This window comes from Massilia glaciei, assembly GCF_003011895.2.
GTDB lineage: Bacteria > Pseudomonadota > Gammaproteobacteria > Burkholderiales > Burkholderiaceae_D > Telluria_A > Telluria_A glaciei.
On the sequence record NZ_PXWF02000237.1, the window covers coordinates 38,524 to 58,488 of the forward strand.

Here is a 19,965-nt window from a genome sequence, read left to right on the forward strand (position 1 = left end):
GTCCTTGCCTTAGCCGATTTTTCGGGCTGTGTTGATCACGTTGATGCCGTTGAAGCGCGTGGTGCTCGAGCCGTGCGAGACCGTGCTGCTTTGCGATGGCTGCCCTTTGCCGTCGAAGAACGAGCCGCCCATGCGCCAGTCGCTCTGGTCGCAGATGGCGGCGCAGGCGTTCCAGAATTCCTGGGTGTTGGACTGGTAGGCCACGTCCTCGAGCGGGGCGCCGATCTTGCCGTTGTTGATCTCGTAGTACAGCTGGCCGCCGAACTGGAAATTGTAGCGCTGCTGGTCGATCGAGAACGAGCCGTCGCCGACGATGTAGATGCCCTTCTTGACGTCCTTTACCATCTCGTCGGGCGAGAGCTTGGCCTTGCCGGCGGCGAGCGAGATGTTGGGCATGCGCTGGAACTGCACACTGCTCCAGCTGTCGGCGTACGAGCAGCCGTGCGACTCCTTCTCGCCGACGATGTGGGCCTGGTCGCGCGTGGCCTGGTAGTTGACCAGGATGCCATCCTTGATGATGTCCCACTGCTTGCACTTGACGCCCTCGTCGTCGTAGCCGACCGCGCCGAGCGAGCCGGGCACGGTCTTGTCGGCGACGATGTTGACGCGCTCGGCGCCGTACTTGAATTTCTTCGACTCCCATTTGTCGAGCGTGGCGAAGCTGGTGCCGGCGAAATTGGCCTCGTAGCCGAGCACGCGGTCGAGCTCGGTGGGATGTCCGACCGACTCGTGGATCGTGAGCCACATGTGCTCGGGGCTGAGCACCAGGTCGTACTTGCCGGGCGTGACTGACTTGGCCGTCAGCTTCTGCTTGGCCTGGCGCCCGCAGGCGCGCGCGTCCTCGATCAAATCGTAGGAGTTGCCGTACAGGGTGGTGACGCCGCCGGCGGCCTTGAACTTGTCCTGCGGGCGCGCGTCGAGGTATTCGTAGCCCATGCCGACCGGCGCCGACAGGCCCTGGCGCGAACGGAATTTGTTGGTGGCCTTGTCGACGGCGGTGGCGTACACCGGCATCCACAGGCGGTGCACGTCCTGGTCGATGTAGGAGCCGTCGGTCGAGGCGAAGTATTTTTGCTGGTTGACCTGGAACATGAGCGACTGCATGAAGCTCGCGCCGCCCTCCATGCCGGCCTTGTTGGCGGCGATCAGCAGCTCGGCCTTTTCTTTGATCGGCACCAGGCGCCAATCCTTTTTGATCGGGGTGGCCCAGGACACCTCGCCGACGCCCTTGACCGGCGCCATGCGCACCGGCTCCGACTGCAGGCGGGCGTTGGCCTTGGCGATGGCCACGGCCTGGCGCGCGGCGCCGGCGACCGCGTCGGGCGACATGTCGGCGGTGGCGGCGAAACCGTAGGCGCCGTTGCACAGCACGCGCACGCCGACCCCGGCCGACTCGGTGTTGACGACGTTCTCGACGTTGAGGTCGCGCGTGGTGATGAACTGGTTCAGGTAGCGGCCGATGCGCACGTCGCAGTAGGAGGCGCCTGCTGCGGTGGCCGCGCCAAGGGCGGTGTCGGCCAACGTCTTCTTGAATTTCAACTCCATCGGGTTGAGCAGCTCGTCGGCGGCGATCGCGCGGCCAAAAACGGGCACCAGCATGGTGCCGAGTGCCAGCCCGCTGATGTTGAGAAAATCACGTCGTTGCATCATATCTCCTGAAACTTGCGCCCTAAGGGTGGGGTGGCCTGCCCGCGCGTGCACGCGCATACATACACATATAACTGCGCATATAAATACGTTTATAAATGCGCTATATGTACGCTATAAATACGCATACATACACATACATACACGGGCGGCCGCTCTGAATTAATCCGTACAACTTTCGAAACAGTAACAGCTTGAATGCGCATTCGGCAACGCAACTTTTGTACCATCGGCGAAGTGTCATCGAAGTGTCTTATTTGCGGCGGCGGGGGTGTCCGAAGGCGCTGTCCGCACTGTCCGGGAGGGTGTCCGGCGGGCGCGGCGGACAGTAAATACGGGGGCGGCGACGCCGTCGGCGAAGGCGCCGGCACGGCCATACTCTAAGCCGAGTCTTAAAGCGGCCGAGATTGCGCTTGACCGCGCGCCGCGCTTATCCCATGATCCGGCGAGAGGCGGCTGAAGCGGTGGCGCCGCCCACCACAATGAACTGGAGAAGAACCCTATGAAAAGACTGATTCTGGCCGCGTTGCTGGCCGCCGGCGTATCGGGCATGGCGCAAGCGCACGACCCGCTCAAAGAGGCGGTCGCCAACAGCGCGCGCACGCCGGCCAACAGCGCGCGCGACGCCGCGCGCCATCCGTACGAGACGCTGAGCTTTTTCGGCATCAAGCCGAACATGACGGTGGTCGAATTGTCGCCCGGCGGCGGCTGGTACACCGAGATCCTCGCGCCCTACCTCAAGGCCGAGGGCAAGCTGATCGCCGCCGGCTATTCGCCGAGCTCGTCCAACGCCTACCAGAGCCGCTCGGGGACCAACTTCCAGAAAAAACTCGAAGCGAACCCGGCGATGTTCGACAAGGTGCAAGTGGGCACGTTCGCGCCGCCGACCACCTTCGACTTCGCCAAAGACGGCAGCGTCGACATGGTGCTCACGTTCCGCAACATCCACAACTGGACCGGCGACGGCGACGACAAGCTCAAGCTGACCCTCAAGAGCGTCTACGATGCGCTCAAGCCGGGCGGCGTGTTTGGCGTGGTCGAGCACCGCATGCCGGCCAACCAGGCGGTCAAGGCCGACAGCGGTTACATGCAAGAAGCGTATGTGGTCAAGATGGTCGAAAGCGTCGGCTTCAAGCTGGCCGCCAAGTCGGAGGTGAACGCCAATCCGAAGGACACGGCCGACCACAACAAGGGCGTCTGGGCGCTGCCGCCGTCGCTGGCCAACAAGGACGTCGACCGCGCCAAGTATGTGGCCATCGGCGAGAGCGACCGCATGACGCTCAAGTTCGTCAAGCCGTAAAAATGGGGGCGGTCCGCCGCCCCGCGCCGGCACGGCACACCGGGCCCGCCCGCCGCGGCGGGCCCGGCACCGTTCGCGACTGTCCGGTCGCAAATGATTGAAGGCAATGTCGGCTACACTGGCCCCTGTCCCGGAGAACCGGCATGGCCGCAAGGCCGCAACCGACATCGCGCACCCAGAAAAATGCCCATGAACCCAATCCGTATCCTTGCCGCCCTCACCGTCCTCGCAGCGAGCCTGGCAGCAAACGCCCAGAACAACAGCAAGGAACTGACGCCGGCCGGCGTGCCGCCTGCGACCGTGCCGGTGCCGGTGCCGGGCCCGGTGCCGAGCCCGATGCCGGTGCCGGTGCCTCTGGCGCCCGTTGCCAGCACGCCCGCGCCGGCGCCGGAGATCCCGGCCAATCTCGAGAACGCGGTGGTCAAGGTGTTTTCGACGCTGCGCCGTCCCGACCCGTTCAAACCGTGGAGCAAATCGGCGCCGTTCGAGGTCACCGGCTCGGGCGTGGTGATCGAGGGCAAACGCATCCTCACCAACGCGCACGTGGTCGGCTATGCCAGCCAGGTGCAGATCCAGGCCAACCAGGCCGGCGACAAGGTGTCGGCCACGGTGGTGGCGGTATCGCGCGGGATGGACCTGGCGATCCTCAAGCTCGACGACGAGTCGTTCTTCGACACCCACGCGCCGGCCGCGCGCGCGAGCGTGCTGCCCGAGGTGCGCGACCAGGTGTTCGCCTACGGTTATCCAACCGGCGGCAATTCGCTCTCGATCACCAAGGGCATCGTCTCGCGCATCGAGTTCGTCAACTACAGCAGCGAAACCTCGGGCCTGCGCATCCAAATCGACGCCGCCGTCAACCCGGGCAACAGCGGCGGCCCGGCGATCGCCGGCGACAAGATGGTCGGACTCGCGTTCGCCACGGCCGGCAATGCGCAGAACATCGGCTACATCATCCCCAACGAGGAGGTCGAGCTGTTCCTGCGCGACGTCGCCGACGGCCGCTACGAAGGCAAGCCGGCCCTGCTCGACGAAGTCCAGACGCTCGAAAATCCGGTGCTGCGCTCCTTCCTCAAGCTGCCCAAGACGGTCGCCGGCGCGGTCGTGCAAAGCCCCTACAAGCTCGACGCCGCCTACCCGCTCAAGGAGTGGGACGTGATCACCCACATCGGCGACGCGCCGGTCGACAACCAGGCCATGGTCGCGCTGGGCAGCAACCTGCGGGTGCGCTTCCAGTACCGGGTGCAGCAACTGGCCAAGGACGGCAAGGTGCCGCTGACGATCGTGCGCGGCGGCAAGTCGATGAAGGTCGAGGTCCCGGTGCTGACCGAGCGGCCGTTGCTCATTCCTGACCTCGACGGCGGCTATCCCTCGTACTTCATCTACGGGCCGATCGTGTTCGGGCGCGCCAGCGCCGAGTTCATGTCCTTCATCAGCAGCAATGCGGCCGCGCTCAACGGCTTCGCCTACATCGCCAGCCCGCTGGTGACGCGCCGCGGCGACACGCCCGACGCCGCGCGCGAGGAACTGGTTGTGGTGACCTCGCCGTTCTTCCCGCACAAGCTGGTGAGCGGCTACAGCAGCCGCTTCGGCGCGGTCGTCTATTCGATCAACAAGGTGCCGGTGCGCAGCCTGCGCCACCTGGTCGCCATGCTGCGCGACCTCAAGGACGAACTGGTCGTGGTCCACTTCGACCAGCGCGGCGGCGAGACCATGGTGCTGCCGCGCCAGGCCATGCTCGACGAGACCGAGAACGTGCTGTCGGATAACGGCATCCGCTCGCAGGGGTCGGCCGACATGATGGCGATCTGGAAGGCGAAGCCGGCGCGGTGAGCTGGGTTGTGAGGTTTAGATACGCGCCTTGGAAACTGGGCGCGGAGGGGACCCTAAACGGGCGGCGTTTCGGGCGCCCGGTTGACGGGACTGTTGGACAGCACAAGGCCAAACGCTGTGTGCAAGTACTCGAATAGGTTAGACATCGGTGTCGCCCGCCATGTCGGGGCTCATTTACCGCTCCTTGAGCGATACCTTGCCAAGCCGTAGACGGCCAACTCATAGCCCCATACGACTAACACGACCGGAGCAAGCAAACCAAAAAAAACAGGACCGCTGAATGACCCGAGGCAGGCAACTGCAAACGCAAAAACCGCAATCTGCAGCGCAATCGGGCCCGCCAGCGGCTCCTGGCTCACCGACAGCAACCTCCTGCGGTACGCGGCCGCTGTGCGATACAACGCGTATAGGCCCGCTGCGAGAAGAATGAATTCGAAGGCATAGTACGCCACCAGTTCGATGACCGAGCTGCGAGCGCGCCCAGACCAATCCTTCCGCAGTTGTTCGAGGCTCACACCAGGGACGAGTGGCTTGATGGTCAGGCGCGGTGGGCTCAGCTCGTGCGAAGCGAACGCGCGGGTGAGTTCGACCGCGCTCACCGGTGGATCTGAGTAGTAGCGGTGGACTAGCGTCACCTCGTACTCTCCGGAAAAAACGTTCTTCGAAACTCGTTCGAGTACGACCCGCGCAACGTCGGAAGGAACCGGTTCTACGACCGTGCGTCTTGCACATGGGCCAGGCACAGGGATATCTCTGGCCCGGAACTCGATGACGCAGTTCCCACTGGAACAGCGCGCAAAGAACCTGTCATCGACACCTCTGCACGACAACGCGTGGGCGGAGCCGGACAGGCCAAGAAGGCCAAGAGCCAGGCAGTAGGGAGCGACTCTTTGCATGACGGCACGGTTGTCCACGAGTTTTTTGGTGAAAATTCACTGACTGCGGGGTTGGACGAAACCGCTTCGCAGAGGAGGCGGAGGCGGCCCGTTCGATTCAAAATATGACCTCATCCCTCGCTGCGAGTGCCTGTTCAATTAGTTACAATGAGGTCATCTTAATATGGAAGCATCCACCGAGGCCAGCGAGTCGTTGGGCTAAAAAGTGATAACGCGTGATCTCATTTCTTCACCGCAGGCGCTGTACCGACGTCCATCCCGTCGTACGAAGCCAACCCATGGCGTTCTGCAAATGCTGAAAGCTCGGCGTTGCGCTTGAGGAGGCTTGTGACGGAGTGGATCTCGACGCGTTCGACGTGAAGCCACCATTTGTCCGGATCCTTCGAATTCTCTTTATCCGACAAGTAGATTTGTACGACGCGGTAACCTAACTTCGAAAGATCGCTTGACGCGATCTCAAGCGGCTGGCGTGACGGACTGGTAAAGAAATATCCCCACAACAGACTCTTGGACGTATCCCATTTCGTTTTTTGCGATATGTTTGCGAACATTTGCTCAAGCTCGTCACGCGAGCCGCCCGCCTGCGCATCAGCAGCTAGAGGAACAATCACGGTGACCAAGAATACTGTAACGAGGGAGACTAGAAGCGTGCTTTTCATGAATTCCCTACTAAAACTGTACGGCTGACCGCCAGCGGATTAAACAAAAACTGCGCCGTATTGGACTGGGCGCATCGACTTGCCACAATCGCGCCACCTAAGCCGCCAAAAGTGCGTTTGGCAATACTGCCCCCGTCGCCTGAACAGCTCGCAAAGAACCTGTCTTCTTCGGCTCTGTGAAGCGACAACGCGTGAGCGGGCACGGACAGGCCAAGAAGGCAAAGATCGGAGCAGATGGTGATATTCGGCGGCAACCGAAACCCGAAACCGGAAGATGGGTTTTCAGTCATCGCTTCCGTTCTCCGGCCCATCGTCGGATTCAACTTGAAGGAGCGTTTCATAGTCCTGGCCGCCGTAGAAGATGCCGATGATGGATATTTTCTCGTTGTCCACGTTGAAAGCGATCACGGCGCGCTTTTTGTAGTTGGTGATGCGCAGCCCCGGCCTCACGTCATCGCGCACAGTACCGCGATGGGGGAACGCACACAAGCTCTCGCAGTAGCTGACGATAGCCTCCGTGTACCCGGCTGCTATATCGGATGAGGCCGCATCGGCAATGTAGCGGTACAGAGCCACAAGTTGTTCCTCGGCCTCGGGGGAAAAAATGACACGATAGCTCATCGTGCCTTGGCGTGCTCGGCGGCTAGGCGGGCACGCACCTTGTCGATGGTAACAGCTCGGGTTGGATCGGCTTTCAACGCATCGTATGCCGGTCCGACCTGGTGGTTCAGCCAGGTTTCGACAGCCCGATCGCGCGCCAGGAGCGCACGCAGACCGTCGCGGATGACTTCGCTTTCCGACGCGTACTCACCAGTCCGCACCTTGGCCTTCACTATGTCCGCCATGTCCAGCGGCAGGGTGATGCTCAGTTGCTGAGTTGTTCGCATGGTAGACTCCGATCGATTGATAGGATTTAATCCTATTCCAATCTTCGCCAAGAGTCCAGCCTTGTTGTCGCTTTCGGAAGGCGACTGCACCATTTTGCTGACTCAGAGGCTGAGAGTTTTTCGAACGTGCCCGAGCAGCGCGCCAGAAGGTGGCCGATCGAGGCGCAAAGCACAGCCATAGCTCGGGCAATGGCGAGCATTTGCAACGACGAGCGAGCGGGAAGACCAAGCGCGACGGCGCCAAGACAGACTTCTCGCGGGGTGACAATCCTTGCAACACCCCATCTCCACCAAACCGGGGACCACCGAAACCGAGCGAAACCGCGAAACCGGACGCGAAACCGGGGACAGACCCCTGTTTCGCGGAAACGTACGTGTTACGCGCCGCGCTTTCACGACTCCAGCGTTCCAAAGGAACAGGGGGCTGTCCCCAGTTGTACGCATCCGGCCAGTCCGTTTCGACGGGCGCCCCTCGCATGTCGGACTATTCAAACCCAAGCGCTAACGCTCGTGGCCGCAATGCCGCTGCTACGGCTTTCCAGAATTCAGCGTCCTCTGGCCGTAACGCGCTCCTTGCTTTCCCTGCAAGCTTTTCTGCGTGAATGTGAGCCCGCTGCCCATAATCGAGACTAAGCTGGTGTGCTTCTCGGTCTACAGCAATCCAATCAACTTCCATAACCAGCTGCTTAACGTACGAGATAACTGGCTGCTGGAGCGCGCAGCGCGGAAGCAGTCCGGTTGATTGGAAAGTTGGAACCCTCAGTCCTGTTGCATAGAGCCCCAGCCATCATTGCGCCCTCCAAAAGTGGCCGCATCATCACCCAGCTGATTTTCGTAGCCTGTGATGTTTTCGTGAGTTGGCTCCATGAACGGATGTGCGGCTACTTGCCAGGGCATTTCATCGTCTCCATCGTACGATGAAAATGACACTTTCTGGTCGTTCTTGAGCAGATGGATAGCGAACTTTAGGGCCGCATCTTCCGTAGGAAAGATTACGGAGAAATCGATTTCGCGCGATTTTGAAAGATTGTCGCCGTTTTCCTTCATGCGCAAAAGTACATCGCCGTTCTCGTCGTAGGGAAACTGCTTGCAGTCACGTTCCATTACTCCTCCTAAGTCTGCTAACGTTGAGCTGAGCGGCGGGCCGCCCGTGAATTAAAGGATGAACTGCGCCGTATCCGGCATACGGGCCGTGAATATCGAAGCCTCTCGATTGCTTGGTTGACTAACGCCGTAAAGCTTTGTCGCTTTGAGCGTCGGGGCGCTCTTTTTTCTAAATAGTTTCAAATCCAAATAAAGTTAGGTTCTATGCGCTAGATACACCTGAACAGCCCGATAACACGGACCGTTAATTTCCCACAGGAGGTAACCAAAGAACAATCCGCCGCAAAGGAACGGCAAAAGCCAGGCCACCCATTCCGGCGCCTCCGAGGCCGCAGCAACATAGATATACGAAAGTACGATACCGAATGCACCCACCAGCACCGCCCAAAACCGAACTTCTCCCCACCGAGCGTGCCGTTTAAGAGCCTCTGCGATGATGTGGCGCTGCTCGGCACGCGATAGGTTTTTCAGTTGTGGATACTGCGTCGCCTTCCAGTACATGTGCACCTAACGTTTTTATTTCAGCCGCGCCGAAGGCGTCGGTTGGAATGAGTTATTGGGCAGCGGATTAGCTGAAAAACTGAACTATTTCATTGTCGTCGGCAACCATGTGGTCGGTAATGTGAAACACATCTTTGATCCATTCATGAACAAGCGATTCTTCGCGGTTTTGAATTCTGCCGAGGAAAGTCACGTCATTCCAACCCGATTCGTGAGCGTCAATCATATGGACGTTGAAGCAGTCGTCCCGCCATGTTATTTGAAAGGGAAACGCTACGCGTGCCTCTGGCCCAACAGCATCGTCACCCCACTCACCTAATCCAATAATTCCACTTAGCACCTTTTCATTGTGATCAGGTGTGAATGATGCGTAGTAGACCGCGAACGCATCGTTGTCCCTATAAACCAAACGAGTCAGTCTGACTGTCGTCTTGCCGCAGCACTCGCAACGTGATTCGATCGGCGTTTCAAATTCAATTCGGATCATATAAGGAACCTGCACAACGTGTAAATTCAGGCACGCCAAAGGCGTCGCTTGGAATGCTTGTTTAGCCGGGCTACCAATGTACCTCTTCAGCAGTGAGTAGCTCGGCTCCCTTTGCCTTTAGTCGGCGAAGCAATCCGAGCACTTTTTCACTTGCAAGCAAATGTGAGCGGTACTCAACGTCCCGGGCCAGATGGCGCTCACCAAGGCAATTAGGTCTGTGGCGCAGTTTTCTAAATCCCATGATTTGCTCGGTTTCCGGCACCATGAAATAATTTGAGCATGCATGATCAATGGCGGGAACACAGGTCGTGGCATTCAGAAAGGAATAATCGTCCAGTTGCATGTCCGTAGCCACAACGACGGTTGGAATGGACTGAAAATCATCCTCACACAGTTCCCGCAGCGCATGAATCAACCGTTTACTGAGGAGTGGTACAAGAGCGCTATTTGGCAAGCAGTCATATACAAGTAGCTGCTTGGCTGTAATGGAGAAGTGGACGACGGGCTTGGCCTCCGGCAGCACAATTCTTTGCCCTTCCAACAGCATGAACCGATCGAACGGTATGGTCGTGTCGTAAGCACCAATGGCCTTTTGAGGATATTTATCAGGAATTCGCCAGAGTAGGGGCATTTGGAGGGCTAACATTGTGGTGAGCGGATGGCCGCGCTAGAGATAAATGCTGAATTGCGCCGTTCCCGACCAGTCCGCTCGACCTGACTGTTGGACGAAACTTACACTTGGCTCTACCATTCTAAAACGTCGTCGTCAACATCGGTGCCGATAACAGCATCCAGTTGCTTTGCAACCCTTGCAACGACGATGCGAATAGGATTTGCTGGGTCGTCGAAGTCTTCGTCGTACTCTGTGATCAAGGCGCCACGCCGGAACCGTAGAAACGGTAGCCACTGCTCGTGAACCAATATCTCGGAATCCGCCTCGCCGAGAGGCAATGTGATTTTCAGTTTAGTGCCGGGATTCATCCCAACGTGTGGCTCACTTCGCATTTGGAGATCGTCACACGAAGCGACAACGCTTCGCCACTCGTCAACGGAAATGCGCTCTGCCATACTGCCACGTCTCTCAATTATTAATGCAATACTCATATAGCGCCCGTAAGTAAGTCCCGATGGGACGCTGCTTATTCCGAAAAAATGCCTAGACGATAAAAAAAGAACGTTTTTTCTTTTAATATTAATCGATTAGTTCACTTTAGCACACCCTAACGAGAAACTGCCAACCCACCTTTAAGATTAAAATCTTGGAGTACAACCACGTAGCCCAATGATCCGGGTGAAGTTGCCGCATTCCGCGCGAAGGCAAGGGATTTCGGATCCTCAATCGCCGAGTCAAACGCGCACCATTCGTCGTACATCTCAAAGGAAATATCACCGCTCGACCGAATCCTTGCCGCGAAACTGATCGTTCCCGGCCGGCACGCGGCGTGACAATCCTTGCAACACCCCATCTCCCCCGCCTGTGCCGGCGCAAAGCCGCGCACATGAGAATTATGCGAATCTTGATAAAGATGCGAAACCCTGTTACCTTCTAAGTTCTAACGGAAGGACGCCATGGATACCTGGGACAACGACGCGGCAACCGGCGCGGGCTGGGCCGAGCAACTGCTCGAACGCTTCACGATCGAGGTCCACGACCGGCTCGGCGCCACCCTGCCGCGCAAGGAGCAGGCCCAGGTGGTCGCCATCGCCCGCCAAGCCCTGAGCCAGACCATCGGCTCGCTCAACAAGGGCGCACGCTCCGGCACCCTGCCCGTCGAGCGCCTCAAGGCCGCAGAAGTAATATCCCAAGGCAAAGTGGTCATGTCCCAGGCCACGCTGTACCGGGCCGCCGACCAGGGCCGCTTTTACTGCACCACGCCGGGCGGGCGCAGCATCGGCAAAGAATTTCCCGCGTGGCAGTTCGTCGACCCCGTGCCGGAACTCATCTCCGCGGTGCTGGCCCAACTGGCCGGACGCCCGGCCAGCGAAGTGCACGCCTTCTGGGTCACGGCCGCCGACGAACTCAACGAGCTCTGTCCTGCCGAAGTGCTCGCCGGCATGCCCTTCGCCACCCGCTCCGAGCTCCATCCAAGCCAACAAGCACTGCTGCGGATCGGCGCGCGCGTCCGCCAAAGCAAGCTCATCGAGTTTGCGGCAACACAGTCCTCCTCAAAGGCGGACGTTATAGGCTGAGCACATGCTCGCCAGCCACCCTCCCCTGACTCCCCCCAAAGACATCGCCCGCCGCCTGCCCGATCCGGCTTTGCTTCAGCGTACGCTTCGTAACAATATTGTCGTTTTGCCGACCGGCAGCACCCTCGCGCGCGCCGCGTGGAACCCCGCTTCGGTGCTGCCCGCGCAAGTCAATACGACTTACCGCTTCGGCCCGCCCGCGCAAAGCCGCGCGGCCGACGGCAGCTTTCCGTTCCACTGGATTTATGCGGCGCACATGCCGATGACGGCCGTCTGGGAGGCCGGCCTGTGCCTCAACGATGTGACGCGGCCGGGATCGTTCTACGTGGCGCCGGGCGCGCCCGAGGCCTTGATCGTCACCTTCGGGCTGCGGGCGCCGCTGGTGCTGTTCGATGCCAACGGATTGGTGTTGAGCAAACTCGGGATTTTCGACGAGGTGTCCTCGCCCGACCATGCTTGGTCGCAATGGTTCGGCTGCATGGTCGACGCGCTGGTCGCCGCCGAGGACGGGCGCGTGCACGGCTTTCGCTATCCCTCGCGCAAGCACTGCGGGCACGAGGCGCTGGCCTTGTCCTCGCGCGAGTTGGCGATGCTGCGGGCCAATTTGTCGGTCACGAAGCAGGCTTTCGGCGCGACACCCGAATACAAGGTCTTGCTCGAAGACCTGTGCCGGGTGCCGCCTCCCTGAGAGGCCGAGTGGGCGCTTACTTCCCCTTGTCGGCCGGCGCGTCCTGCTTGACCGGCGTGAACAGCAGGTCGGCGAAGTCGTAGCTGAAGTCGGTTTCCTTCGACACCGGCGCCATCTTCATGCGCTCGATGCTGCCGTCCGGATTGAGCGAGAACGAGACATACGCGTCGGCGTTGAAGTTACGTTCCTTCCAGCGCACGATGAAGGTGTCGTGCTGAAAATGCTCAAGCTCCCCCGTCAGGTCCGGCGTCTTGGAAAAACGCATCACGCGCCTGGCGCCCTCCTTGTTGATCGTCACGCTGCCGTACCACGGGTCGGTGTATTCGCCGTCGTAGCTCGCCAGTGGCAGCGAGGGTTTGGAGGCGACCATGCGCGCCGTGGTCTTGTCCTTCTGCCGCGCAAGCTCCTTCGCGTGCGCCTCGTGTTCGACGTCGCTGACGAGCTTGATCCAATCGGTGGGCGCCAGGCCCAGATACTGGTCGAGCAGGCGGTACTGCAGGGCGTTGAGCGCGCCGCCGCTTTCGGCGTTGGTCAGGATGGCGATCCCGAGCTTGGCGTCCGGCACCAGCACCACTTTCGAGTAGAAACCTTGCAGCGCGCCGCCGTGCTGCGCCAGTTTCAGGCCCTTGTAGTCGCGCAACTGGAAGCCGAGGCCGTAGGCGAAGAAGTTGGGCTTGGTCGCCGCCAGCGCCGGCTTCGGCTCGCTGATGCGGATCGGCGTGTGCGCGGTCCACATTTCGGCCGCCTGCTTGGCGCTGAACAGGCGCACGTCCTCGCCCTTGCCGTCCTTGCCCGGTTTGACCGCGCCGGCGATCTGGCCGCCGTCGAGCAGCAGCGTCATCCAGCGCGCCATGTCCTCGGCGTTGGTGTTGATGCCGACCGCGCCGACCGCGTTGTGGACCGGCAGCGCCCGCACCAGAGCGACCTTGCCATCGATTTTGCTGTGCGGGCCGGAGACGTTGGCCCTGCCCGCGTTTTCGGCCAGGCTGGTCGTGGTCGCGTCCATGCCCAGCGGTTTGAGGATGCGCTCGCGGATCGCGTCGCCCCACGGTTTGCCGGCCTTTTGCGCGATGATTTTGCCGGCCACGATGTAGAGCAGGTTGTCGTAGGCGTAGCTGTCGCGAAAACTCGTGGCCGGGCGGATGTAGCGCAGGCGCTCGATGATCTCGTCGGTCGTGAACTTGGTCGTCGGCCACCACAGCAGGTCGCCGGCGCCCAGCCCCAGGCCGCTGCGGTGCGTGAGCAGGTCGCGCACCGTCATCGCGTGCGTGACATAGGCGTCGTACATCTGGAAGTCCGGCAGGTGCCTGGTGACCGGGTCGTTCCAGGACAGTTTTCCCTCGTCGACCAGCATCGCCAGCGCGGCCGCCGTGAAGGCCTTGGAGTTGGAGGCCACCTCGAAAACGGTGGCGCCGTCGACCGGCGCCGGCTTGCCCAGTTCGCGCACGCCGAAGCCGCGCGTGGCGATGACCTTGCCGTCCTTGACGACCGCGATCGCGATGCCGGGGACGTCGAAGGTTTTCATGGTGCGCAGGACGTCGGCTTCGAGGTCGAACGCGGCCAGCGGCGCGGCCGCCGCCGCAGGCGCGGGGACGGCCGGCGCCGGGCCCGGGTCCGCCTGCGCGCCCGCGCACAGGGCGAGCACGACCGCGGCGGCGATGTGTTTCATGATTGGCACGGTGGCGCTTCCTTTATTTGGCGGTCATCAGCGCGCTGACGCTCTTCTGGGTGGCGGGGTGGTAGCGCACCTTCGCCTTTTTAAACACGCCCTCGGCCCAGGCCTTGTCCTGCGGGCTCTTGAGCAGCGCGGCGTAAAGCGGCTTGACGAACTTCTGGCGTCCCACGCTCATCAGGAAGGCGTTCAGCGGCTCGCGCACGTCGCGGTAGCCGGCCTTGATCGAGGCGCGGTAGAAGCGGAACGCGACTTCGTTGTTGCGCGTCTTGGCCAGGCCGAAGGCGATGTCGAGCTCCTTGAGCTGGTCCACGCTGGCCTTGCCGTCGATATCGTTGAGGAACTTCATCCATTCGGTGGCGTTCCAGTTCTTGGTGTCGAGTTTGGCCGTGGCCAGCGTGCCCTTGAGCCAGGCGTCGCGGTCGGCGTCGAGCCTGGCGAGGCGGCTCGAGACGGCGCGCGGCGCGCTCGACGGGATGCCCGGCGCGTACAGCCACTCCTCGAGTTCGGCCTCGCTCATGACGCTCGGATTCTTTTCGAGCAGGTTCTTGCGCAGGTAGGCGACGAACTGGTCCGAGGTCACGCTCTGGAACGCGTGCTGGTCGAACCAGCCGCGCAGGAACGGGTCGAACACGGCGCGCCCGGCGCGCTGTTCGAGCGTGCGCAGGAACCAGGCGCCCTTCGGGTAGACCAGGCCGTCGTCGGCGTATTCCTTGGACGAGGTGTCGGGGCCCTTGGTCAGCAAGGCCTGTTTGGCCGCCTCGATGTCGCCCAGCGACAGCATCGCCTCCTCCTGCTCGAGCTGCAGGTTCATGGTCGCGACCTCCTCGCCGTACAGCGACTCGATGATGCGGGTGGTGACGTAGGTGGTGAAGCCCTCGTTGAGCCAGAAGTGCTTCCACGAGGCGTTGGTGACCAGGTTGCCCGACCAGCTGTGCGCCAGCTCGTGCGCGATCAGGTCGACCAGGCTGCGGTCGCCCGCGATCATGGTCGGCGTGAGGAAGGTCAGGCGCGGGTTCTCCATGCCGCCGATCGGGAACGACGGCGGCAGCACCAGCATGTCGTAGCGGCCCCACCGGTACGGGCCGTACAGCGATTCGGCCGCCTTGATCATCTTTTCTGTGTCGGCGAATTCATATGCCGCGTCCTTGATGCGCAGCGGCTCCGCGTAGACGGCGCTGCGGCTGCCGAGGGCGCGCACGTCGATCTCGCCGATCGCGATCGCCAGCAGGTACGATGGAATCGCCTGCGGCATCTTGAACTGCCAGCCGCCCTTGCCGGTGGCGTGCATGTCGTTGTCGGCGCTCATGACCACCCGCAAGCCCTGCGGCGCGTCGATGCGGGCGCTGTAGGTGAAGCGCACGGCCGGCGTGTCCTGCACCGGCACCCACGAGCGCGCGTCGAGCAGCTGCGACTGGCTGAACATGAACGGGCGCTTGCCCGACATGGTTTGGGCCGGCGTGAGCCACTGCAGCGCGGCCGCGCCGGGCGAGGTGCGGTAGTGGATGCGGATCTTGGCCGGCTGGCCGGCGGCGTGGATATGCAGCGCCTGGCCCTTCTCGGCGTCGGCCTTGCCCAGGCTGTGCGCCAGCGTGGTCCAGGCGCCCTTGGCGTCCTGCGTCTGCACCTTCGAGACGACCAGGTCGCGCGTGTCGAGGTCGAGCGCCTTGGCGTTTTTGTCGAGCCAGGTCAGCGACAAGTCGGCGTAGCCCGACAGGGTCTTCTTTTTAAAGTCGGCCTTGAGGTCCATGTGCAGGGCGCTCATTTTGACCTGGTCGTAGTCGGCGTAGCTAAGCGGGTCGAGCGCGAGCGCGAAGGCGCTGCACTGCATCAGGACGGCGCCGGCGGTAACGCGCAGCAGCGGCGCCGCTGACGGGAACAAACGGCGGGATGGAAGCGGCAATTTTGTCATGGTCTTCTCGAGTTGGATGGCGTGGCGAGGCGCTGCACGCTGAGCGATGCAGAATATCACTAACGCACGGGCAGCGAAAGCGCCCAGTCGCGCGCGCGTATGTACGGCGCGGGCACGGCCGGCGCCCTTCCAGCGGCCGGGGTAAAATTGGCGCATGGATACACTGGACCAATGATCGAAGCCTTCCTCGTCTCGACCGGCATCGTCGCGCTTGCCGAAATCGGCGACAAGACCCAGCTGCTGGCCTTTTTGCTGGCCGCCAAATTCCGCCGCCCGCTGCCCATCGTGCTCGGCATTCTGGTCGCGACCGTCGCCAACCACGCGTTCGCCGCGGCTGTGGGCGGCTGGATCAGCGCCGCGCTCGGGCCCGACCTGTTGCGCTGGGTGCTGGGCGGCGCGTTCCTGGCCATGGCCGCGTGGACGCTCGTGCCCGACAATCTCGACGAGGGAGACGCCAAGCTCGCGCACTACGGCGTGTTCATGACCACGGTGGTCGCGTTTTTTCTGGCGGAAATGGGCGACAAGACGCAGATCGCGACCGTCGCGCTGGCGGCGCGCTACGACGCCATGTTGGCCGTGGTGGCCGGAACCACCCTGGGCATGATGCTGGCCAACGTGCCGGCGGTGTACCTTGGCGCGCGCGTGGCGGCCGCGGTGCCGCTGCTGTTGGTGCACGGCATCGCCGCCGCGGTGTTCGCCGTTCTGGGCGTGGCGACGCTGCTCGGCGCCGGCGCGCGGTTCGGGTTTTAGGCGCCGTGTAAAAATAGCGGTTAGAATTTTTTCAGCGCCCCGTCCTACGAAGGCGGCCGCGGATGCGCGCCCGAACCGAGCAGGCGTTCGAGCTCGAGCATCCCAACCGGCGGGCAGAAGTAATTTCCCTGCATTTCGTCGCAGTCGTATTGCTTGAGGAAGCTCAACTGGCCGCCGGTCTCGACGCCGTCGGCGATGACGCGTATGTTCAGATTGTGTCCGATCGCGATCATGGTCCTGGCGATATCGGCGCCCTCGTTTTGCGCGCTGATGTGTTCGATGACGGGGTGCGGGATCTTGATGTGGTTGACCGCCAGCTCGTGCAGATTGGCCAGGCTCGACGAGCCGCCGCCGAAGTCGTCGATCGTGAGCTTGATGCCGAGCTCGCGCGTGGCGCCGAAGATTTCCCTCGACAATTGCGGGTTGCGCATCAGGATAGACTCCTTGACCTCGAGCGCGAACAGGCCAGGCGCGAGCCCGGCTGCGGAAAGTTTTTTGCCGATTTGCGCGACGTAGTTTTTTTGCGTCAGTTCGCGGAAGGAGACGTTCATGGATAGCGCGAGCTTGTCGTGGCCGAGCGCGGCCAGGTGCTGCAGCATGAGGCAGGTGTGCTCGAGCACCCACTCGCCCACCGCGACGATCAGCCCGCTCTCCTCGGCGGCCGGGATGAATGCGCCAGGCAACAGGATGCCCTGCTGCGGGTGGCGCCAGCGCAGCAGGGATTCGGCGCCGACGATGGTGCCCGTGCGCAGGCACACGCGCGGCTGGAACGCGAGGAACAACTGGTCTTTTTCGATCGCGCCGCGGATGCCGGCCTCGAGCTCCTGGGCGGCCTCGCTGGTGCGGCGCATGGCCAGCGAAAAGAAGTGCACGTCGTTGCGCCCGGCCGCCTTGGCGTGGTACATGGCCACGTCGGCCGCCTGGATCAGTTCGATCGCGCTGGCGCCGTCGTGCGGATAGATGCTCACCCCCATGCTGGCGCGGATGTCGACTTCTTTGTCGAGCACCATGGCCGGCTTGGACAGCTCCTGGCGCACCCGGTCGATCATGCGCAGGGTGTAGCGCAGCGAAGGCTGGTTGTGTAGCACGAGCACGAATTCGTCGCCGCCGAGGCGGGCCACGGTGTCGCTGTCGCGCACCGAGGACTGGAGCCGGCGCGCCACCACGCGCAACACCTCGTCGCCGCCGTCGTGGCCGAGCGTGTCGTTGATGTCCTTGAAGTTGTCGAGGTCGACGAGCACCGCCGCGACCAGGCTCTTGTTGCGCTGGGCCACATGCAGGGCTTGCTCGAGGCGGTCCCACATGAGGCTGCGGCTGGCGACGCCGGTCAGCACATCGTGGTTGAGCGCGTGTTCGAGGGTCGAGGTGCGCACGATGGCGTCGGTGACGTCGTTGATGACGCCGATGAAATGGGTGGTCTCGCCTTTTTCGTCCTCGACCGGGGTGACGGTGAGGTCGTTCCAGAACAGCTCGCCGTTTTTTTTAAGATTGCGGAACAGGACCTTGATTTCCCGGTTGTCCTTGAGCGCCTGGCGCAGCCTGGACCGCTCGTCGGGGTCGTGTTCGGGCGCGGCCATGAAGCGCGCGTCGCGGCCGATGACCTCGTCGGCGCGGTAGCCGGTGATGCGCTCGAAGGCGCGGTTGACGTATTCGATCGGATGGTTGTCTTGCACGCAGCCGGTGATGACGATGCCGTTGCTGCTGGCGTGCAAGGCGCGCTCGCGCAGGCGCAGCTGGACCTCCTGTTTGCGCCGCTCGGAGATGTCGAGCCCCATGCCGCACAAATAGAGGCGCTCGTCGACCTCGAAGCGCGAACCGGTCAGCAGGTAGGGCGTGCTGCTGCCGTCGGTGGCGAGCAAATCGGCCTCGACCACCTGGACGTCGCCGTGGGTGAACGCGGCGCCGATTTTTTCGGCCACCTGCGCCTGCTGCCCGGCGGGGAACAGGGCGAGCGCGGGGATGCCGTCGAGTTGATCGGGGGTGCGCTTGGTCGCCACTTCGACGCGCTTGTTCCACATGACGACGAGCGCGTCCTGGTTCAGCACATAAAACGCGCCGGCGAGGAAGTCGACCATTTTCTTGAGGGGCACGCGGCCGATCAGCTCGTGTTCGGTTTCTTCGCCGCGGGCGACGGGGGCGCCGATGATGACGCTGTAGTTGTCGAACCTGCCCGACTGGGAATACTGCGGCACGAAGATCAGGTTGAAGGGCAGGACCTTGCCGTCGGCGTGGATGACTTGCGCATCGACTTGTTCGGCGTCGCTGTGCCAGGCCTGCATGGCGATCGCGAATTGTTCGCGCACGGCCTCGGGCAGGATGCTGGTGATCGAATGCAGGAGGATGTCGTCGGCCGCGTAGCCGAGCAGGCGCTCGCACGCCGCATTCCAGGACGTGATTTCGCCCGTCGGGCCCACCAGGAACGCGGCGGCGGGAACGTCACCGGGTGCGGGCATACTTTCCTCCACAGGCCGCAAGAGCAGGAGTTACGGCAGTAAGCTCTGTGATTAAGACAAGCGTGGCATTGCGCACGTTCCGTTGACGGCGCACAAAGCCGTGGCGGCTGATTGAAATCAGCGCATTCCGCCCTCGGCCTTGACAAAAGGGGCGTTCATTTTTTTTGGGCTTGGAACCACCCGCCGATGGATTTGTCCAATAAACGTTGTGCCAAGGAGGGCGTCGATCATGGTTGAAGAATTCACCCGCACCGGACCGTATATGGAGCTGGGCAGCTACCCCGTCTGGGCGCAGGAAATGATGCACTCGACCGTCAAGGCGAAACACAAGGTCGTCGACCACGAGTTGTTCGCCATGATGAAAGAGGCGGCGCTGCCCGAGCCCGAGACCAACAAATTCCTCGTCGGCGGCTGGCCCGTGATCGAACAGTTCCCCCAGTTCATGGCCGTCAACCTGTGCAAGGTGCAGTACGGGCGTTCGCGCGGCGAGGACATGGCGCGCAAATATCTGATGCGCAATATACGCGTCGAGCAGCACCATGCCGACCTTTGGACGCAGTGGGCGGCCGCGTGCGGGGTCGACAAAAAAGACTTGCTCGACAGCGCAGTGCCGGTCGAGACGCAGGCACTGAACCACTGGTGCTGGCACAGCTGCGAGCGCTCGTCGCTGGCCACGAGCATGGCCGCGACCAACCTCGCGATCGAGGGCGCGACCGGCGAATGGTCGACCCTCATCTGTTCGTCCGACACCTACGAGAACTCCTTCCCGCCCGAACTGCGCAAGCAGGCCACGCGCTGGCTGCGCCTGCATGCGCAATACGACGACACCCATCCGTGGGAGGCGCTCGAGATCATCTGCTCCCTGATCGGCAACCGGGCCGAGCCCAAATACGTGGCCTACCTCGCGCAGTGCATCTCGAACAGCTACGAATACATGGCGCTCTCGCTCGACCGCTGCATGTCGCACGAGCCGGTCGCGGCGCACTGAG

At 62.1% G+C, this 19,965-nt stretch carries 20 protein-coding genes; 6 read left to right on the plus strand and 14 right to left on the minus strand.

The window, feature by feature from the left end; genetic code table 11:
- Window positions 1–9 precede the first annotated feature (9 nt).
- Entirely contained in the window at window positions 10–1,647 is a 1,638-nt protein-coding gene (locus C7C56_RS14735) for a TldD/PmbA family protein (protein ID WP_106758164.1), read from the minus strand.
- A gap of 502 nt (window positions 1,648–2,149) precedes the next feature.
- On the opposite strand from C7C56_RS14735, the gene C7C56_RS14740 reads away from it, so the two are divergent.
- The gene (locus C7C56_RS14740) at window positions 2,150–2,947 is read left to right on the plus strand and encodes a class I SAM-dependent methyltransferase (RefSeq protein WP_106758131.1); all 798 of its coding nucleotides are present in this window, start codon (window positions 2,150–2,152) and stop codon (window positions 2,945–2,947) included.
- 189 nt (window positions 2,948–3,136) lie between these two features.
- Window positions 3,137–4,777 (plus strand): S1C family serine protease, encoded by a 1,641-nt coding sequence (locus tag C7C56_RS14745; protein ID WP_106758132.1) that lies wholly within the window; start codon window positions 3,137–3,139, stop codon window positions 4,775–4,777.
- Between the two features lie 170 nt (window positions 4,778–4,947).
- On the opposite strand, the gene C7C56_RS14750 is transcribed toward C7C56_RS14745, so the two are convergent.
- From C7C56_RS14750 to C7C56_RS14785, 10 genes are all read right to left on the minus strand, one after another.
- Complete coding sequence (locus tag C7C56_RS14750; protein WP_106758133.1) at window positions 4,948–5,412, minus strand: hypothetical protein; 465 nt, start codon at window positions 5,410–5,412, stop codon at window positions 4,948–4,950.
- Between the two features lie 482 nt (window positions 5,413–5,894).
- Entirely contained in the window at window positions 5,895–6,332 is a 438-nt protein-coding gene (locus C7C56_RS14755; protein ID WP_106758134.1) for a ribonuclease E inhibitor RraB, read from the minus strand.
- The gene (locus C7C56_RS28205) at window positions 6,329–6,622 is read right to left on the minus strand and encodes a hypothetical protein (RefSeq protein ID WP_146204491.1); all 294 of its coding nucleotides are present in this window, start codon (window positions 6,620–6,622) and stop codon (window positions 6,329–6,331) included. Before C7C56_RS28205 ends, C7C56_RS14755 begins: the two co-directional genes overlap by 4 nt.
- Window positions 6,615–6,953, minus strand: coding sequence for a type II toxin-antitoxin system RelE/ParE family toxin (locus C7C56_RS14760; RefSeq protein ID WP_106758135.1), 339 nt, complete (start codon window positions 6,951–6,953; stop codon window positions 6,615–6,617). The genes C7C56_RS28205 and C7C56_RS14760 overlap by 8 nt, the downstream gene beginning before the upstream one ends.
- Window positions 6,950–7,219: a ribbon-helix-helix domain-containing protein gene (locus C7C56_RS14765; RefSeq protein ID WP_106758136.1), complete on the minus strand. Its 270-nt coding sequence runs from the start codon at window positions 7,217–7,219 to the stop codon at window positions 6,950–6,952. Before C7C56_RS14765 ends, C7C56_RS14760 begins: the two co-directional genes overlap by 4 nt.
- Window positions 7,220–7,978: 759 nt before the next feature.
- A complete protein-coding gene (locus C7C56_RS14770) occupies window positions 7,979–8,323 on the minus strand; it encodes a ribonuclease E inhibitor RraB (RefSeq protein ID WP_106758137.1) in 345 nt (114 codons plus the stop codon).
- A 195-nt stretch (window positions 8,324–8,518) separates the two neighbouring features.
- Window positions 8,519–8,824: a hypothetical protein gene (locus C7C56_RS28910; RefSeq protein ID WP_106758138.1), complete on the minus strand. Its 306-nt coding sequence runs from the start codon at window positions 8,822–8,824 to the stop codon at window positions 8,519–8,521.
- Between the two features lie 67 nt (window positions 8,825–8,891).
- Complete coding sequence (locus C7C56_RS14775) at window positions 8,892–9,311, minus strand: hypothetical protein (RefSeq protein WP_106758139.1); 420 nt, start codon at window positions 9,309–9,311, stop codon at window positions 8,892–8,894.
- A gap of 70 nt (window positions 9,312–9,381) precedes the next feature.
- Complete coding sequence (locus tag C7C56_RS14780) at window positions 9,382–9,942, minus strand: imm11 family protein (RefSeq protein WP_146204492.1); 561 nt, start codon at window positions 9,940–9,942, stop codon at window positions 9,382–9,384.
- 113 nt (window positions 9,943–10,055) lie between these two features.
- Complete coding sequence (locus C7C56_RS14785) at window positions 10,056–10,379, minus strand: hypothetical protein (protein ID WP_106758141.1); 324 nt, start codon at window positions 10,377–10,379, stop codon at window positions 10,056–10,058.
- A gap of 501 nt (window positions 10,380–10,880) precedes the next feature.
- Here C7C56_RS14785 and C7C56_RS14790 point away from each other — a divergent pair.
- Both C7C56_RS14790 and C7C56_RS14795 read left to right on the plus strand, forming a co-directional pair.
- On the plus strand, window positions 10,881–11,501 hold the full coding sequence (locus C7C56_RS14790) for a hypothetical protein (protein WP_106758142.1): 621 nt from the start codon (window positions 10,881–10,883) through the stop codon (window positions 11,499–11,501).
- A gap of 4 nt (window positions 11,502–11,505) precedes the next feature.
- Window positions 11,506–12,189, plus strand: coding sequence for an RES domain-containing protein (locus tag C7C56_RS14795; protein ID WP_109246574.1), 684 nt, complete (start codon window positions 11,506–11,508; stop codon window positions 12,187–12,189).
- Window positions 12,190–12,205: 16 nt separating this feature from the next.
- Here C7C56_RS14795 and C7C56_RS14800 read toward each other — a convergent pair whose 3' ends face one another.
- Together C7C56_RS14800 and C7C56_RS14805 are read right to left on the minus strand one after the other, a co-directional pair.
- Window positions 12,206–13,858 carry a serine hydrolase gene (locus C7C56_RS14800; RefSeq protein ID WP_106758144.1) on the minus strand — a complete coding sequence of 551 codons (1,653 nt, stop codon included), beginning with the start codon at window positions 13,856–13,858 and terminating at the stop codon, window positions 12,206–12,208.
- A gap of 22 nt (window positions 13,859–13,880) precedes the next feature.
- Window positions 13,881–15,773 carry a M1 family metallopeptidase gene (locus C7C56_RS14805; protein WP_307719049.1) on the minus strand — a complete coding sequence of 631 codons (1,893 nt, stop codon included), beginning with the start codon at window positions 15,771–15,773 and terminating at the stop codon, window positions 13,881–13,883.
- Between the two features lie 174 nt (window positions 15,774–15,947).
- Here C7C56_RS14805 and C7C56_RS14810 point away from each other — a divergent pair, with 174 nt between their 5' ends.
- Window positions 15,948–16,523 carry a TMEM165/GDT1 family protein gene (locus C7C56_RS14810; protein WP_106758166.1) on the plus strand — a complete coding sequence of 192 codons (576 nt, stop codon included), beginning with the start codon at window positions 15,948–15,950 and terminating at the stop codon, window positions 16,521–16,523.
- A gap of 44 nt (window positions 16,524–16,567) precedes the next feature.
- Here C7C56_RS14810 and C7C56_RS14815 read toward each other — a convergent pair whose 3' ends face one another.
- A complete protein-coding gene (locus C7C56_RS14815) occupies window positions 16,568–18,976 on the minus strand; it encodes a sensor domain-containing protein (RefSeq protein ID WP_106758145.1) in 2,409 nt (802 codons plus the stop codon).
- Between the two features lie 229 nt (window positions 18,977–19,205).
- Between C7C56_RS14815 and C7C56_RS14820 the strand changes: the two genes are divergently transcribed.
- Window positions 19,206–19,964, plus strand: a complete 759-nt coding sequence (locus C7C56_RS14820; RefSeq protein WP_106758146.1) for an iron-containing redox enzyme family protein — start codon at window positions 19,206–19,208, stop codon at window positions 19,962–19,964.
- The last annotated feature ends 1 nt before the right edge of the window (window position 19,965 follow it).

Coding starts and splice junctions, on each gene's coding strand:
- C7C56_RS14795 (WP_109246574.1), top strand. CDS start 11,506: ATGCTCGCCAGCCACCCTCCCCTGACTCCCCCCAAAGACATCGCCCGC.
- C7C56_RS14760 (WP_106758135.1), bottom strand. CDS start 6,953: ATGAGCTATCGTGTCATTTTTTCCCCCGAGGCCGAGGAACAACTTGTG.
- C7C56_RS14800 (WP_106758144.1), bottom strand. CDS start 13,858: ATGAAACACATCGCCGCCGCGGTCGTGCTCGCCCTGTGCGCGGGCGCG.
- C7C56_RS14735 (WP_106758164.1), bottom strand. CDS start 1,647: ATGCAACGACGTGATTTTCTCAACATCAGCGGGCTGGCACTCGGCACC.
- C7C56_RS14790 (WP_106758142.1), top strand. CDS start 10,881: ATGGATACCTGGGACAACGACGCGGCAACCGGCGCGGGCTGGGCCGAG.
- C7C56_RS14780 (WP_146204492.1), bottom strand. CDS start 9,942: ATGCCCCTACTCTGGCGAATTCCTGATAAATATCCTCAAAAGGCCATT.
- C7C56_RS14745 (WP_106758132.1), top strand. CDS start 3,137: ATGAACCCAATCCGTATCCTTGCCGCCCTCACCGTCCTCGCAGCGAGC.
- C7C56_RS28205 (WP_146204491.1), bottom strand. CDS start 6,622: ATGACTGAAAACCCATCTTCCGGTTTCGGGTTTCGGTTGCCGCCGAAT.
- C7C56_RS14785 (WP_106758141.1), bottom strand. CDS start 10,379: ATGGCAGAGCGCATTTCCGTTGACGAGTGGCGAAGCGTTGTCGCTTCG.
- C7C56_RS14815 (WP_106758145.1), bottom strand. CDS start 18,976: ATGCCCGCACCCGGTGACGTTCCCGCCGCCGCGTTCCTGGTGGGCCCG.
- C7C56_RS14765 (WP_106758136.1), bottom strand. CDS start 7,219: ATGCGAACAACTCAGCAACTGAGCATCACCCTGCCGCTGGACATGGCG.
- C7C56_RS14770 (WP_106758137.1), bottom strand. CDS start 8,323: ATGGAACGTGACTGCAAGCAGTTTCCCTACGACGAGAACGGCGATGTA.
- C7C56_RS14755 (WP_106758134.1), bottom strand. CDS start 6,332: ATGAAAAGCACGCTTCTAGTCTCCCTCGTTACAGTATTCTTGGTCACC.
- C7C56_RS28910 (WP_106758138.1), bottom strand. CDS start 8,824: ATGTACTGGAAGGCGACGCAGTATCCACAACTGAAAAACCTATCGCGT.
- C7C56_RS14775 (WP_106758139.1), bottom strand. CDS start 9,311: ATGATCCGAATTGAATTTGAAACGCCGATCGAATCACGTTGCGAGTGC.
- C7C56_RS14820 (WP_106758146.1), top strand. CDS start 19,206: ATGGTTGAAGAATTCACCCGCACCGGACCGTATATGGAGCTGGGCAGC.
- C7C56_RS14805 (WP_307719049.1), bottom strand. CDS start 15,773: ATGACAAAATTGCCGCTTCCATCCCGCCGTTTGTTCCCGTCAGCGGCG.
- C7C56_RS14740 (WP_106758131.1), top strand. CDS start 2,150: ATGAAAAGACTGATTCTGGCCGCGTTGCTGGCCGCCGGCGTATCGGGC.